General features: G+C 40.1%; 6 protein-coding genes. All 6 read right to left on the bottom strand.

Annotation, left to right across the window (positions count from 1 at the left end):
• Window positions 1-368: 368 nt before the first annotated feature.
• Window positions 369-1,853 carry a hypothetical protein gene (locus PSPO_RS15945; protein ID WP_021033015.1) on the bottom strand — a complete coding sequence of 495 codons (1,485 nt, stop codon included), beginning with the start codon at window positions 1,851-1,853 and terminating at the stop codon, window positions 369-371.
• 9 nt (window positions 1,854-1,862) lie between these two features.
• A complete protein-coding gene (locus PSPO_RS15940; RefSeq protein WP_096035305.1) occupies window positions 1,863-8,300 on the bottom strand; it encodes a LamG-like jellyroll fold domain-containing protein in 6,438 nt (2,145 codons plus the stop codon).
• A 246-nt stretch (window positions 8,301-8,546) separates the two neighbouring features.
• The gene (locus tag PSPO_RS15935; RefSeq protein WP_010562342.1) at window positions 8,547-8,993 is read right to left on the bottom strand and encodes a DUF4124 domain-containing protein; all 447 of its coding nucleotides are present in this window, start codon (window positions 8,991-8,993) and stop codon (window positions 8,547-8,549) included.
• A gap of 37 nt (window positions 8,994-9,030) precedes the next feature.
• A complete protein-coding gene (locus tag PSPO_RS15930) occupies window positions 9,031-9,600 on the bottom strand; it encodes a BRCT domain-containing protein (protein ID WP_010562341.1) in 570 nt (189 codons plus the stop codon).
• A gap of 11 nt (window positions 9,601-9,611) precedes the next feature.
• A complete protein-coding gene (locus PSPO_RS15925; protein WP_010562340.1) occupies window positions 9,612-10,379 on the bottom strand; it encodes a hypothetical protein in 768 nt (255 codons plus the stop codon).
• A complete protein-coding gene (locus PSPO_RS15920; protein ID WP_096035304.1) occupies window positions 10,376-17,107 on the bottom strand; it encodes a LamG domain-containing protein in 6,732 nt (2,243 codons plus the stop codon). Before PSPO_RS15920 ends, PSPO_RS15925 begins: the two co-directional genes overlap by 4 nt.
• Between the last annotated feature and the right edge of the window lies 1 nt (window position 17,108).

Genomic DNA, 17,108 nt, shown 5'->3' with positions numbered 1-17,108 from the left:
ATTAACTTATGTATGGAGGAGCATAGTTACGATTAGGGCTAATAATCGACCCCCAACTTTTAAGTATGTCTTTCTCGCTTAAAAAGGCGCGCTATTACCACTGAAATGCTGATGTTCTTTTACCAATCACAACATCATCAAAGGTAAGTTTTGCGACTATCATGTCTCTACAGCAGAAGCTGGCAAAACGTAAACTTGATCATATTCGCTTCCTTTCTAAATATGAGGGTAAATCTAATTTGTTTCTATTTATGCCTAGTTAGATTAACTATCTAACTAATCCCAGAACGCATCGGTTCAATCACTTTAATTCTGGGAACTAGATAAGTTTCTACAACTTAGTTTTCAACGACTCGGACAGCATTGATTCAGTTTAGATAAACATAATCATCATTAGCGTTAATAAGAAATGCTGTTGTACCAAAAACAAAGGGCAAATAATCGCAATTATAAAAAGGTTGAACCATAAGCTCTGAGTATTTTGCGTAGTCTCCAGGTTCTACAGGTAATGCTCTAGGGCGAATAGGGTCAAAGGTATAACCAAAATACCTTACTAGTTGATACCCTGTTTCATATTTAAGGGCATCAACCAGATAACTTCTATTAGCACAATATTTTCTAGCAATAAAAGTTACGTAGTGATTATCTGGTCTTTCTAACAACCAAACTCTTGGGACTTCAGTAGCTGTTTCATTAGGCAAGTTAGTGACTTTAATTATGTCAAAATAGATTTCAGCTTTGTCTGTGCCTACAAAACGATCATTCAATTTAATCCGAGTCAATTCACCCTCAACAGTATTAATACCAAAGGAGCGATATTCTGCTAAACACTCAGGAGTGAGCAAGTGGGTAAGTTCAATACGCTTAGCAGAGAAAACATCGTTCGCATCGACGAAGTTATTTGATGTTAAGATTGATACTATCTTTTCACAAGGATTATCTATGCTTTTTTTGTCTCTAATGCATAAAGGTGTGAAGGCACCTGATTCATAACTTAACCATGCTTCTGGGTCATCTTTTTTGTTGCTTTCATAAATATGTTCAACCCAAGTTTCTTCGGTGTTTTCGCTTGCTTCTTGCCAGATTTCAATCAATTCTGATTTTACGAGCCCATGCTCTAAAACGCAGCGCTTAAACTCATCAACAAATAACTGTTTTTGCGTTGCCGCAGGGTTACTTTTATGTTCTGGGATATAGTGCTGAATAGCTGTAAACAACTCTAAAATGGTCTCTCTAATCCCTCCCATGCTGTAGCCATTCCACTTTAAATACGATAGTGATGAAAACCAATGGGGCATAAAGTGAGTTAATCCGCTCTTGTCTTGGTTCTGTTTATTAGTTAACCATTCATGCGCAATCGTTAAATAAAACATAAAAAAACCATTATGCTGCCTCTGATCAACATGCCAAGGGAAGCGAGCATGTTTTATACCTTTTATTTCAATGCTTTCTTCGCTGTATTGTGCTAAACCATCGACAGCAAGTTCGTAAAAATCTTCAATTAACCCATCAGTTATTGCTAACTCATTCATTAATCTTCCAGTTAATAGCCTTGAAAAGAAACCTTTTCTGAAACCTAGCTTGCCTTCTTCCCAAGGTACTTCATTCAACACTTGGTAGAAATGTTCTTTTTTTAACTCAGGTAAAAAAAACAATTTGGATACAAAACTCAGGTCATGTTCACTGTGTAATGTCCATTCACCTTTCAAAAAGTACCTTCTTAAGGTGGCATTTTTTTTTGTTTTACTACTGCCAATTATGGGTAAGAGCTTTTCAAATAAGGCTTCGCGTTCTGCTTTCCATACCGGATCATTAGTTTTGAATTGTTCTTTATGAAATGAAAATTTTGCCATGTCACTCCCCTATTGTAATGATTCTAAAATTGCAGCACCAGAACTGACTAACCAGGCAGAAATATCATCCATCTTAGCAAACTTTGCAGAATCAATTTCTTTCTTTTTTAAAGTTGTTTTAATCTCTGTACCTTTATTATTTTCATCTAACTTAGTTAAACGGTTTTTTAACTGGTTTTTACTAAAGCTCCATTGGCGCTTACGTTTAGACGTTGCTTTTACATCAAATACTTGAAAGCGCCATTGCAAATCAACTGATACAACTCTTTCTTCCGAGTCGTCATCATCTTTAGCAATATAGGTTACATCGTTCTTCCCATCAGGTGCCCTTATTTGCGCAGCTCGGTCTACAACAACTTCTTTGCTTGCTTTACCACCGCCCCCTTTTTTGCCATAAGTCCACGGGCTGAATGTATGCTTATTGCTAAGCGATTTAAGTTCCACCCAAGTTTCTTCATCTGACGATAAATTATATGTCAATACAATATCGACTTTTCGCTCATGATTTTCTAGCTTGTTTTCTAACCCTGCCTTAGATGTATAAAACCAGACTTTGCGTGTAGCTTCGACAGCTTTAATTTGCGGAAATGCCCCTGTCATTTGAGACTCAAAGTGGTACTGAGCAATCTTGGCTAAGTGATACATACCGCCATGAGCTTGGTTTGTTAAATTGACCCCTTTTGTGAATACGGATTTAAACGCATTACCGTAGATACCTCGGATACGAGATTGAAGGGTGCTACCTTTTGTTCCTAGTGTTTCATCTGCCATCGATTTTTCAAGGTACCATATAACGCCAACCATGACTTTAGGTGAAATTCTTGCCGACGACTCTCCTTTTAAAAAGGTTTTAAAGTTTGTTGCCGCCCTTGCCTGCAATGCTATCGCCATAGTTAAAAATTTGCGGTTACTAACTAATCCCCTTAACTGCTTAAAGTCTGTTTTTTTGATACCTTTTAAAATGGCGCGGATCGCTTTTGAAAGATCTTCTGGTTTGAAATTATCACCTAAGTCTTCAGCTGTTTTCTTCAACTCAACACCGATTTCCTTTTGAATACGTTTCCTCTGTTTTCTTAATGGATTGCTCGCATAAGCATTAGGAACAAGGTCATGCAGTAGTGTCCAACTTGATTGAGGCGTATTTGTATTGGATGCAGTTAGTTCGACATCTGGGATGTCTCCATCCCCTTCCCAACCATCAGCCGGTAAGCTCAAGTATTCCATCCACGCTAACAAGTCATCACTGCTGGCAATGGATTTAACTATAATGGTTAAGCCTTCCCTTGCCTCTTCATCTAGCGCCATCTCACCCGCAATCAGCAGGAATGGCATTAATGTCCACAAGGTATCATATTTATTATCCATCAACTCATCGGCGACTTTACCCATCACACCACCAATGGATTTTATAAACTTCGGGTTTGATTTGTTCAGCGGTACTAATACCTTATTTAGTACTTTAACAACCGGTAGTAAGGGTTTAGCAATCGGTATTACAGTTAACACACCTATGGCATTCAGTGTGAGTTCTAATGGGTCAAAGTTATCAGAGCCCGTTGCCGCATAATAAATTTGCATTGCCAACCCTTTACCTTCGTCAATCGGTAACGCAAGGCCAATAGCAAGTTTAATGGCTTCAAATACATAGTCTGTTATATCAAAGTCAAACAAACCTGCATGCGCCACTGAAATGAGTGGAAACGGGGTATAAGCTTGATAATTTGGGTCGTATGGCGGATAGCCATCTGGCTTGTTAATATCGACATACAACAAGGCCATTTGACGGAAATACTCTTTATCAATTACTGATACGAAATACTGGTACCCATCAATGTTAATCCCAATACGTTGCGATTTTGCCGTTTGTCCATCTTGGTTAAACGCACCTGTACTGTGAAGGTTTATTTCTTTGCTAAGCTCATTAGGCAAGAAGGTATGACTCATTTCGCCACTTGCATTGGCAAATTGCAGTAATGGGGCACTGCCCCAGTCAAACATTTTAAAGTTGCTCATTGCACCATTAAACTGTTGGCCAATAGTCAGTCCCCTTTGTGTGACTGAGTAAACAAGTTCACCATTAGCAGTAACTGAAGTTCGCTGCCCATCGACTTCTAACGTTAGTTGGCCATTCTGATATCGACCCGCAACAGTACTCCATTTATTCAATTCGATTGGTGGCGTTGTAACAGACGCTTTGCCTTGAGTTGTATGGAGGTAATATGTCAATGAAGCATCTTCGTTAATTGTTAAGCCTTGTGCACCGCCTTCTAAGTTAAATATTTCACCGCTTGTTGTTGTCACTTTTAAATCGATTCTAAAACCGACATCTTGCGCTACTTTAAAGCGGGCACTCAACGGCACCACAATACGACTGCTTTCCCATTCCCCTGCTGGGTTTTGAACTGCTTTTGACGAAAATTTAAAACTAGTCCCAATATTGAGTGGATGGTCTTCAGTGACAACTATATGCTTAGCAAGGCCAGGGTGTAGGTTATTAAATTCAGCAACATCTTGCTCTTCGAGTGCATCCATTGCATAACCCGCTATTGGCTGCAAATTGGGTTCTGCCATGGTTCCCAAAATTAACTGCTGGGTGAGCCCTTCAGTACCATTGAGGGTAATATCAGTAATAGCTTGATACGGTAAATTGATTCTAACACTGTCGTCGCGTACGTGATTTATAATTCCATTTTCGACTTCATTTCCCACCACCATAGCACCGGTTGTGCTTGCATAGCGTGGCGTATTTTGCAATTTTTGTGAGACTGCATGTTGCTTTTGTTGCGGTGTTAGGCGAGCAAGATGCATCGCACGCAAATGTTTATTTTCAATTGGTTTGGCTTTAACTGTACTGCCAACTAATACACCAGGAACAAGTCCAACACGCGCCGTTAACTGAACATCATTTAGCTCGTTAAAACCACTGAATAAAAATGTAGACGCCTTGCCTTCACCATTTGTCATGACACGAGTCCGTGTCAATTTGCCCACGTTACTACCAAAGTTAACATACACGCCCCGCGCTGCCTCTCCGCCCGGTGTAGTTACTTTAGCTGACATTTGGTATTGTTCATTTGCATCCATGCTTGTAGGGTAATCATCAATTTCGATGACAAGGGGAGCTATGGAAGTTAAATGAGTTACTTTTGCATCTCCAGATTGGACTGTCAGAGTCAACGACTCTTCAGGCGACTCAGCTCCTATAATTGTGGCACTGGCTTTGCCTCCTTTTGTCTCATCATCTGATGATGCAATGATGCCTACACCATCTAAACTAAAGTTAATCGCAGTACCATCTGCAACTAGATTTCCATTTTTATCGGTAACGGTAACGTCTACGGTAATTTCACCGTAACCTGAAATAAATGCCTCGCCATCTGCAACTAAGTCAATGGTGTCTGGTACTCCCGGCACAACTTCTATGGCATCCATAATAACGTAATTGTCTTTATCGCCCGCAAAGTACACAAAAGGGGTTGCACGTGTACCAGTGTACGGCGGTAGCTGAATATCTGCGGCAAAAACGCCGTTTTCAGCATTGTTATTATCTAAATTAATAAAGCTGCCTGAGCCTTTGGCATCCCATTTAATTTCAATCGGAGTTTTATTCTGACGGTTTGCGTAACCGACGATAAGGCTTTGCAGTGGTACAACTGGGTCGTCTGCATTCACATAAATAGTGCCATCTTCGCCAATGTTGTCATAGCCTGCCCAACGCGTATCAAGTGCTACAGCTTCAAACGCATAATCCCACAGTACGTTAGTGGGGTCGGTGTTGTTATAGAGACTTAACGTCACAAAATCTTCAACATCTAGCGCTGCAATGTGGTCAAGGCGTTCAAAGCGTACTTGACCTGATTCGCCAATGGTGGCTTTGATTTCATCAGCGCCAAGTGAAAACACCAGCTCTTGGCCTTCACCTAAAAATTCTAACGCGTCGCTGTTTGATGCCAATAAATCGTACATCATGGTAACCATGTCGTCGCTTGAGCCAATTAATGGGCGCTCTTTGGGGTAAAGCGATATCACATTATCATCGGCTGTTTTACGCAGGATATCGTTTACTTTTAGCTCGTATGTACTGAACTGATACTCTGGGCGATAAACATAATGGTAAACAGGCTCTGGCTTTGCCAAGTCACCTGCTTCACCCGCCTCAACCGCTTTTTTATACTTAAAATTTAAATCTGTCGTTAACTCTTCATTAAACACAGGCACTTTAAATGGTACATAGTACTTTGGACGGTGTGCCAGCGGCCCATCACCTGCGCCTATTTCTTCAAAGCTTGGCGATTCTGAAATGGGCTCACCACTTACATTTACGTAAAAGTGTTCATTAGTTGACGCGCCACCTGGCAAATTAATTTGGACAATATTGCGCCCAGGTTTTATCGCAAAGTTTGCAAGCTCTCCGCCAACGGTTACTAAACTATTGTTACCGGCTACTTTTGCTAAACGCCCTGTATAACCAAAGTCTGCTAACCCTGCTGGTAAAGGGGTACCATCATTATCAAACCACTCAGTTGTCAGCACTAGCATTGAATCACTTGATAATGCTGAGCCTTCATAACTAATCACGTTTTTTTGCTGACCTGTTTTTATTGAATTTTTATTTGGCTCAAAAATGCGCTCCGCTGTGATTTTTAAGTTAGGTGGATACATTTCAGTAATATCAGCAAAGTCATATATTTCTTGCAAAGACGCATTTTGACGAGCAATATCGGAAAAAGATCGTAGCTTAGACCCTATATAACCCGTTTTTCGGTTAATTAGTATAATTCTAAGCATTTCATTTGGCTTTAAGTGGTCTGCTTCGCGACGATGCAACTCAGGGTTCATATGAGATTGGCTTTGATACAGATTAAATCCTTCCTCTCCCCTATATTCTCGCAATACATAATTAGACAATACTTGCGGACCACGCATGTGGAACTGATAAGCGAATTTGTTATTTATAACGTCATAAGTATCAAAAAAGCCTAAATAGTCTCGCATGTCTCTGCCTTTTCGCTGAGTCAGCAGCATGCCTGTTGACTCCCGAAATATAAACATGTCAGTGTCGCGCAAATCATCTTCGCTTAAACTTTCTAGCAACCCTTGCGGTTGTAAATCAGTAACAATATCAACAACGCGTATTAGGTCTGGTTGTTGTATTTCAGCTTTGTCATCATCACAGTTAGCTGATGGCTTCACTTCATTTGATGATAAGTAAACACCATAATATTTAGAATCATCAACACTCGCTTTGCAAACAAAGTCCCCTTCATTATTTATATCTCCATAAAGAATATATTCTGCAAGTTCGTCTCCATCAAAATAAAACAATGGTTTTTCATTAGCTTTTATTTCAGGCTCTCGGTAGATGTATTTTGTTTCAGACCCAATTGGCACGGCTTTGTTTTGAAATGGGTCATAGATCTCTGCTTGACCACCAAGAATATTGGTATCAACAAAAAAGTTGTACTGATGGATAGATGGCCTCGAGATAGATGCTTGAATGCCAATTATGGCTTGTTTAATCAGAGCACTTAAAATATCTGACACAGGTAATGCGTCGTAACCAATACAAGCGTCATACCCTGGAAGCACTTGATAATCAAAACCTGCTGTTTTCGCTTTCGGGTTAAAGTTAGCGTAAAAATAATTCATGTATGCTGGCGTATTGTATTCAAAAAAGAACATGGGGCATGGCACTAATGCATATGTACTTACCCACCTCCCATCTTCGTTAGCGACACCCATTCCCCCATATGGCGCCATCACCTCAACAAACGCATCTTTAAACGGCGCATAGGCTTTCTTATTTTTTAGGTCTAGTAATGTTGAAGGGTTCTCACCATCGCCTTCATAAAAAGCCGATTTAAACGCAAAGTTATATTCTGACTGGGCAATGAGTTGGCCAGAGCGATTTAATAAAAGCGATCTTGTATTACCACTGGTGGGGCCAACCGAATTTAAGTCGAAACGAGCTCTCAATAAAATAATATGCTGCTTTGCCGAAACCAAAGTCTTAGGTTCTAAAAAAACAACGCTTTTAATGGATTCACTTACGCTAAACTTATCAACATTATTTTTTAAACCAGTTTTTAAAGTAGCGCTCTCATATTGCTCCCTAGACATAATCACTAAGCGGTCACCATATTCACTTTTTAGTTGTGATAGTGCTTCGAGGGATGCGTTAACTGTATGAGCTGAAAGCGCGTAGCTTCCTAAGTTGCTAGCATAGGGGTATTCTGCACCAACAATTTTACCATTTTCGTTATATTGTGCCCAAATTGGTAAATCGTTTTCTAAGACAAGGCCACGCGCTAAAACATAGCCACTTCTTGCTCGGCCTGTATCAAATGCTAATTGACCAAATGCTGGGGATACTTCAAATATGAAAATGCAAGGTAACAGCAGCCAAAATAGTATTTGCTTAAATCGAGAGAATTTATTCAACAACATTTTTAATCCTTTAAACCTTTTAAGCCGCTAACCATGAAAAGTTAACTTTATTATTTTTATTCACTATCAAAAGCCATACACTCATATCGAAAGGCTGAGTATCACTGTTTAAATCGTTTAAATATTCGATTTAGTATTTAACTAGCACCAGCATTAAAACGTTTTTCTTAACCATTCTAACAATGGGAGCTACTACTCATGCTAAACGAAAAATTTACACTAGGTGTTAAGTCCACTTACGCTCGTTCAAATTCCTGAACACATTATTTCCATGTTTTCTTTGGCACTTTTTAGCCAATGTTTTTCTTCTGATTTCGTCATCATGCGTTTTTGCCCTGTCGCAACGTTGTAACCTAAAATCCCTTCACGTTTATAACGTTCATATTTTTCTTTGTAACGGTTACAGCGTGCTATGTCTTTTGCTTTTTCTTCAGAACTAACTTTTGGCTTATTTACGCGATTTACATTACTTTTGCTACCGCCAGAAAAATGTTTGTGTACATTAGGGTGAGACTTAGAGCCAGCCGCCAATTTGGCTGCTATTTTTATTTCTTTATGTGCATACTGCGCAGGAGGAATATCACTGAAATGGGTTTTTCCCTCTGCATCCGTCCATTGATAAATTTTCGCTACACTAGAGATCGGCACCATTAGTGCCAACGCAAAAACCAGCAATAACGTAAACTTGATCATATTCGCTTCCTTTCTAAATATGAAGAGTTAGCCAGTGTTAGATAGAGTACCTATCCAAATAATCCCAGAACATGTCGTAATCAATTACTTTTATGCCTCTTGCTTGATAAGCGTTTAATGCCTCTGTGTCACTTGGTGTATCTTCACCAATAATAATTAAGGTTGTTTTATTATCTATATTATCAGTGAATTGCGTTCCATCATCTTCAAGTTGTACTTTGACTTCTTCAATCTCGTCTTCATCTAATTGATAAAATCCTATAACTTGTTCACTGAAGTCAATCACCTCATCGTCAGCAATGGGGGAACAAATAATGTGGTTAGTACCTGTGGATGATAAAAACACCTCAGCTCGTTCAACCTCTGCGCCATTTTGCTGTAAATATTCGATAATGGCGTCAAATACCATCACATCTACTTCAGAGCCAACGTCTGCACTGAGTGTTGCAAAATTGTCATTCACGCTTAGCGCTAGGGCTTGCGGTGTTAAGTGCGTGTTTTGTAATACACTGTGAACCTGCGTGGTACTTCGTAATAGCTCTATGCTGTTTGCAACGATTTTGTTATCCATATTAGTAATGGTTGCATCAAACACGGTACTCGACATGTTAAATTTCCTTATTCTTTTTCAGCTTCTAGCTCTTTTAAAAAATCCGTGCTCCAGCGTTTTACTTCTGGGTCAACGTTATCGCTCAGTAATAAATCAATCACTTGTTGGTAATAAGGCAGCGCAAGTTCTGGGTTACGATGGCGATTTGGTAACCAAGAATATACTCGGCAAAGTGAATCAATGGTATATTCGACGCCTGATGATGAAATGCTTGCTTTATAGTAAGGTAATGCCGTCAATAAATGTTTAAATACCAATTGATAGGGGATTAGGTCTGGGTCATAGCACGGGCGCCATTTGCCCAATGCAATCACTGCATCTGAAACCACTTGACCCGCTTTATCATAAGGATCTGCATCCCAAATTTTAGTGTGCTCTATATAATTCTCACCGTGTACCGCCACAATAAAATTATATAAGCGTTCACGGGTAACAAAGCCATTTTCAATAAACTCGTTATAAAACAAAATTTGACGATACGCTGAATAAATTCCATTGGCATAACGTTCTTGACGCATAAGCTGAACCACTTCTTGCATAGCTGTCATCCCGTCGCTGGCATGCAAAAGGATCAAGTAAGGAAAATGATGATATTTTTCATCTAAAACTCCTGTATCATAAAATTGCTTATAGGCAGCTAGTCTAATATTTACATCGATTTCACCATCTTTGCCTCGTTCATAGTACCAAGCTTCAAACAGGGGCCACTTTTCGGCTCGTATTTGTTTTTGTTGCTCAGTTAAATTACGCCAAGGGGTGGTATCAAATGTCATCATATTTTGCACTCGCCAGTTACTTCAAAGTCGGGGGTTGTTTTTATCCACTCATTTGCTGTCATGGAACCAATAAAACTTTGTTTTATATTTTTTACATCCTGCATATAGGTTTCAACGCGCTCTTCGTTTAAATTACCAAGAATGGAGCCTGCGATAATGTCTTTTTTGCTTTTCCACTTTTGTATGCCATAGGTTAGCCGGTCTTGAATTTTAGTGAGGGCTTCTGCGCTTTTTTGGCAACCTTTTACACTGCCGCCAATGCCACATTGCTCAAATGTGTTTTTATCCACATAGTTTTTATTGTTGTGACGCTTTACACGCGGCATTTTCTGTTTAAAGTCTAAAAATACCCAGGCTAATTTATTTGGTACTTTAGCCACTTCTGCACCTGCCCAAGCGCGGTCAATAAAAAATTCTTTCGCATAAAACTGATTGGCACGCACTGCGGTTAAATGGGCTCCTTTAGTTAGGTCTGTATCTTCGTCGCTCACGGCATCCTTGTTTTTGATGCGGGTTAAGTCAAGAGCCGTAAAGTTTTTATTAAATGTGACCTTGCTAGCAGTAATATTTGCGGTGTTATATGCGAGGGATTTAATTTCGTGCCATTGATAGGCACCATCGGTGCCTGTAACCACATCGACCCGTCGGTCAAATGTAGGCCCTAGGTTTTGCTCTACACCAAAATCATCTAGCTGCTTAAACTGGAATTTAGCGGGCGACTCAATGCCCGCCAAGCTTTTGCCTTCAGCCAGTAAACTGGCAATTTTAATTAAATGAAATGCCTCGCCATTCATTTTATTGACCACTATGTAGTTTGTTGGGTCTGGGTCTTTGCCTTTTTTAGCCTTAGTGCCATAAGGCACAACTTTTTTAAAGATGGATTTATACTTTTCACGCACTTTCCACTTCAGTTGTCGTCCTTCATTTTCAGGTTCATCCTCAACCGAATCCCATTTTAGATTTTCAGCCTCAAGCTCACCTTCACTAATTGCCGTTTCAATTTTGGCAATTGCTGACACCAGCGGCAAGCGCCCTGTGCGCAGGGGCAATTCGTTTTTCATAAACTGCTGTAGCGCACCTACTTCATCAAGGCTGCTAATAACCATTAAGGTCAATACCATGTTTTCGTCGAGTAGGTTTTCAACAATTTCTTTAAATTCTTCTTTTATCGTGCCGTTGGCATCAATAAAGTCGATGGATGCGAAGAAAGTACCTATGCGAGACATAAAGCGTGATATTTTAAAGTTTGTTGGATTACCGTCTTTATCAAGCTTCGGCATTTTGCGGCGGGTGATTTTAAATACTTTAAACATCGCACCTAAATCAATGACCTTTGCAATGGACTTTAAGCCTTCTTTTTTGAGCGAAGATGCATGGGCTTGGTTAAAGATAGCTGGAAACAGCGAAGCGTTTGCTTCAATGTAATCAAGTGCGTTTACATCACGTTTGCATGAGTTATCGGTATAGTCACCTGCTGCAATTTTAACAAAACTAAAAATGCCGTTTAAATCGGCTGCGGATTCCACTCCTTCCATAATTTCAAGGGCGATGTCTTGCAGGTCGCTAAATTCATCGCTTGTTAGTACTTCCATGGTGTCGGCAATAAAAATTAAACCATACATAATGCCAAATATGGGTTCAAAGTCGCCTTTTAATGCAGGCTTTAGGCGTTGTAAAATCACATCTGCAACATAACCTGCTACTTTGCGCCCTTTAAAGCGTTCTAAAAAACGAATGATTGGCGAAATGAGGTTCTTACCAATTAATCTGCGAATCGGTGGAAAGAGCGTCGCCGTTCGCATTGTTAAAATAGCGGCATCTTGTTTTGAGAATTCACCATTTTCAATTGATTCAATCAGGTTTTCGGCGATTGCATTCGCATTTTCTTTAAACGCTTCAATTTCTTCATCGGCGAATTTTTTTAAGCCTTTGCCAACACCAGTCCAAAACCCCTCATCCCATAAGAAGCCATAATCAACTTCTGTTACGGCAACACCTGCATTATAAATTGAGTCGAAAAACGATGACGCTAAAGAGAATGTTGATGACTGTGACGACGTATTTTTTAACATTTGATACGTCGTATTGCGATTGATGCCTTGTGTTGATGGCGGTACTTTTGCTTGTGCAATAATCCATTTTGCATATTCAGTGTCAGAAAGTGCATGGTTGATTGCGATTTGCTTATGCGTTTCTTTACTTAAGACCGTAATATCATGAAGTTCGGTTTCGTTTACACGTAATTGAACATTTTGCATAAATGCCCAGCTTTGCAAATTCCCCTTACTGAAAATCGTCGCAGCACCTTGGCCCGCGGCATCTAAGGTTACACTAATGTCGTTGGCATCATTTAAAAAGCTGAGTAATTTGGTACTTGCTGATTTAACCTCAAACATCCGTATGCCTGCAATCAAACCATTATAACCTTCACCTATGGTGAGGTTTGGCTTTGAATAATCAAATTGGGTTTTTGCTAAATTAGTCAATTCCAATACTGTTTGATTGTCCGTTGTTAAGGTTAAGCGAGTGCCTTTCTTTTGTATGTTAATAAAGTGCCAATTGTCTAACGTAATGGGTAAATGTGACAGAACAGCATCACCTGATTCGGTTGTGAGTACAAAATCAATTTGGTTGTTGTCTGAAATAATTAGCTTTATGGCATCTGCTAAATTAAATATTTCTCCTGCCTTTGTTTGACCATGTGGTTTCAACGTCAAATTGAGCGTCCAATCTTGTTTCAGCAACGAGTTGGTATTCGTTGCCGTTAAAACGCTATGCTCTGGATTATCTGAGTTTTCAGTGTCTTCGATAAAGTGATAACTTTTACCCAGTGGCACCGGCGAATCACTTGATATTTTAACATTTGAAGCTAAAGCATTTACAACCCCTTGTTGATCGTATGCCTTCTCTGCTGCCAGCGATGTCATATTGTATTGCACAAGTGTTCGTTCTACAGGGTGGGCTTGGGTTCCTAAGCCTAAATTAACAACCTGACCGGGATCACCTGTAAGCGTTACTTGTGTTTGCGTTCGATAGGCAATATCAAGGCTATTTCCCCACGGATCGACCGTTTTCACTACGCCTTCATCTATAGCATCACCTACAACTACAGGGACTTTAACGTGTGCAATCTGATTTGGAGCTAACACTTCTACGTCATACGATGCAGTATTACCATACGATAACATGGCTCTCACTTTACCGCTGGTTGCTTCACGGGCTGCTTTAAACGTTACTTTGGCAACACCATTTTCACCTGTCACGATGTCAGTTGTTTTTAATTTTGCAATATCCGAACCAATGGCTATGGGAATTGATGCATGAGAGGGGGAAACCGTTACTTCAACTTCAAACGTATCATTGACATTAACAGTAGACGGGCCCGATATCTGGATTGATAAGTCCTTGGGTTCAATAGTAAATGTTTGAGGCTCAATGCCCGAAACATTAAATGTTATGGATGACTGGGCACTTTGACCATCCGCTGCAGCCACGAGTATTTCGAGTTTACCATCGGTTGTGATTTTTTCTTCTGATATAACAATAGCATCACCTTCAAGTACAAATCCTACTGGTGTTCCGTCGGGAACACTATTGCCCCATTTATCAGTAATATTAAGCGTAAACGTTTCTTGACCATAACCACCGCGATAAAGTACGGCACCATCACGTTCAACATTTAATACGCTCGGTTTGCCAGCTACTGTACAAAAGTAGTCATATCTCACCGCTTCATTTTTATCTTTAAAATAAGTAAGCACAGACGTGGGTGTATCGGATGCCAATCGCGGCATTTTTAACGTGTTAGATGTAAAACCCATGTCATCTACGGCGAGTTTATTGTGCGCTAAAGAACCTGGACCCTGTACAGCCCAATTTACTTCCTTTGTGACTTTATTTTTTCGATTGCCATACCCAGGAATAATCGAAAACATTGGCACTTCATTTTCGTCTGCTGACACATAATAACACTCATCATCACTGACGGATGACTCTACAGTAGTAACACCTATATCTAAATATTCAAACGCATAATCCCACAGTACATTCGTGGGGTCGGTGTTGTTATAGAGACTTAACGTCACAAAATCTTCAACATCTAGCGCTGCAATATGATCAAGGCGTTCAAAACGTACTTGACCTGATTCGCCAATGGTGGCTTTGATTTCATCAGCCCCAAGTGAAAACACCAGCTCTTGGCCTTCGCCTAAAAACGCTAGCGCGTCGCTGTTTGATGCCAATAAATCGTACATCATGGTAACCATGTCGTCGCTTGAGCCAATTAATGGGCGCTCTTTGGGGTAAAGCGATATCACATTATCATCGGCTGTTTTACGCAGGATATCGTTTACTTTTAGCTCGTATGTACTGAACTGATACTCTGGGCGATAAACATAATGGTAAACAGGCTCTGGCTTTGCCAAGTCACCTGCATCTCCCGCCTCAACCGCTTTTTTATATTTAAAATTTAAGTCTGTCGTTAACTCTTCATTAAACACAGGCACTTTAAATGGTACATAGTATTTTGGACGGTGTGCCAGTGGCCCATCACCTGCGCCTATTTCTTCAAAGCTTGGCGATTCTGAAATTGGTTCACCACTTACATTTACGTAAAAGTGTTCATTAGTTGACGCGCCACCTGGCAAATTAATTTGGACAATATTGCGCCCAGGTTTTATCGCAAAGTTTGCAAGCTCTCCGCCAACGGTTACTAAACTATTGTTACCGGCTACTTTTGCTAAACGCCCTGTATAACCAAAGTCTGCTAACCCTGCTGGTAAAGGGGTACCATCATTATCAAACCACTCAGTTGTCAGCACTAGCATTGAATCACTTGATAATGCTGAGCCTTCATAACTAATCACGTTTTTTTGCTGACCTGTTTTTATTGAATTTTTATTTGGCTCAAAAATGCGCTCCGCTGTTACTTTTAAGTTAGGTGGATACATTCGAGTTTCATGTAAAATACTCATGTAATGACGATCGTCAGATATCCCCCAAAATGAACGTAATGCCGTTCCTATATAACCGGTTTTTCGATTAATAAGGACAATACGCAACATTTCGTTGGGTTTTAAATGATCCGCTTCACGGCGATGCAACTCAGGGTTCATATGAGATTTACTTTGATACTCAATAAAGCCGGCTTCTCCGCCTGTTCTCCTCATCGCATAGTTATAAAATGCGTCAGAAGCAGGGCCTCGCATAAAAATTTGGTAGGTAAATTTGTTATTATCAATGGCGTAGTGACTAGCCCCTTCCCTTAGATCTTTACCTTTGCGTTGCGTAATTAGCATTCCGGTTGATTCTCGGAAAACAAAAATATCTGTGTCTTGGAAATCATCTTCACTAATTTCAGCAAGCAGACCCTGAGGTGTTTGGTCCGTGGCGATGTCGACTACTCGTACTAAATCTGGTTGAGGTAACTCTGGTTCTTCGTCTTTACAATCATACGCGGGTTTAACCCCGTTTGATGATAAGTAGACACCATAATAAGTTGCATCATCTGGCGATTCATTACATACAAATTGGCCTTCTGCGTTTAAGTTGCCATGTAAAGTAAACTCTTTCAGATCATCGCCATCAAAATAAAAACTAGGTGATGGGATCACTCGATTTTGGGGCTCGTTATAAACGTATTTTGTTTGACCAGTAATTGGTACTGGTGCACCTGAATTCAAATCGATGAGTGCGCCACGACCGTGTAATAGTGTTGTATCAACGAAATAGTTATTGATTCCGACAGGATCTTGAACAGATGCAAGTATTCCCATGATGGCAACTTTTGCCATCAAACCTGCAAGATCTGTTGGTTGGATCGCGTCATAACCAATACAAGTGCTATGCCCAGGTAACATTTGATATGAAAACCCTGCCCTGTACCCTCTATGGTTAAAGTTGCCAAAGTAATATTGTAAGATTGAAGGCGTTGTATAATGAAACTCAAACATTGGGCACGGTATTAACATGAAGGGCGCCCGCCACTTACCCTCTTCATCGGGTATCGCCCCGCCAGGATACGGTGCTACAACTTCAATATATGATTGGGTATACGGAGCATAAGGCGTTTTATCAAACAGCGATCGAATAGATGACGGGATTGCACTGTCACCTCGTTCACCATCATAAAAAGCCGCTTTGAATGCGATATTAAATTCAGATGATGCGATTAATGCACCTTTATAATCAAGTAATAATGATTTCACTCCCCCGTCAACCGCGCCAATACTGTTAAGGTCGAAACGAGCTAACAGCAAGACCATATCTTGATCACCTGACACTAACGTTTTAGGGTCCAGTATCGCTATGCTTTTATAATAATCGGGGATCGTAATTTTCTTAATTTCGGTTTTTATGCCTGTTTTAAATTCTGCACTGTTATATGCATCAACAGACATTATTTGGAGGCGGTCACCATGCTTTAGTTTTAATGAATCGAGTGTTTGATGAACTGAGTTCACATGCTCTGCTGAGAGAACATAACTTTTGGGATAACTAACAAGAGGAAACTCGGCTCCCACCGTCTTTCCTGAGTCATTATATTGAGCCCAAATCGGCAAATCACCTTCCAGTACAAGTCCGCGCGCCATTACCATACCGATGCGAACTCGTTGAATGTCTAAGTATCCGTACGCGTTTGCAGGTTTAATTTGTGTAACTGTGCTAAATAAAATTAAGTAAATAAATACAATGTACTTAAACAAAATCGAAAGTCTTAAGAACCGCATT

Origin of the sequence: Pseudoalteromonas spongiae UST010723-006, assembly GCF_000238255.3 — a bacterium.
In the GTDB taxonomy this organism is placed as follows: domain Bacteria; phylum Pseudomonadota; class Gammaproteobacteria; order Enterobacterales; family Alteromonadaceae; genus Pseudoalteromonas; species Pseudoalteromonas spongiae.
This window is presented reverse-complemented; position numbering and strand designations above follow the sequence as displayed.

Bases quoted from the DNA above. Each gene is read 5' to 3' on its own strand.
- PSPO_RS15930 (WP_010562341.1), bottom strand. From the start codon at position 9,600: ATGTCGAGTACCGTGTTTGATGCAACCATTACTAATATGGATAACAAA.
- PSPO_RS15945 (WP_021033015.1), bottom strand. From the start codon at position 1,853: ATGGCAAAATTTTCATTTCATAAAGAACAATTCAAAACTAATGATCCG.
- PSPO_RS15920 (WP_096035304.1), bottom strand. From the start codon at position 17,107: ATGCGGTTCTTAAGACTTTCGATTTTGTTTAAGTACATTGTATTTATT.
- PSPO_RS15940 (WP_096035305.1), bottom strand. From the start codon at position 8,300: ATGTTGTTGAATAAATTCTCTCGATTTAAGCAAATACTATTTTGGCTG.
- PSPO_RS15935 (WP_010562342.1), bottom strand. From the start codon at position 8,993: ATGATCAAGTTTACGTTATTGCTGGTTTTTGCGTTGGCACTAATGGTG.
- PSPO_RS15925 (WP_010562340.1), bottom strand. From the start codon at position 10,379: ATGATGACATTTGATACCACCCCTTGGCGTAATTTAACTGAGCAACAA.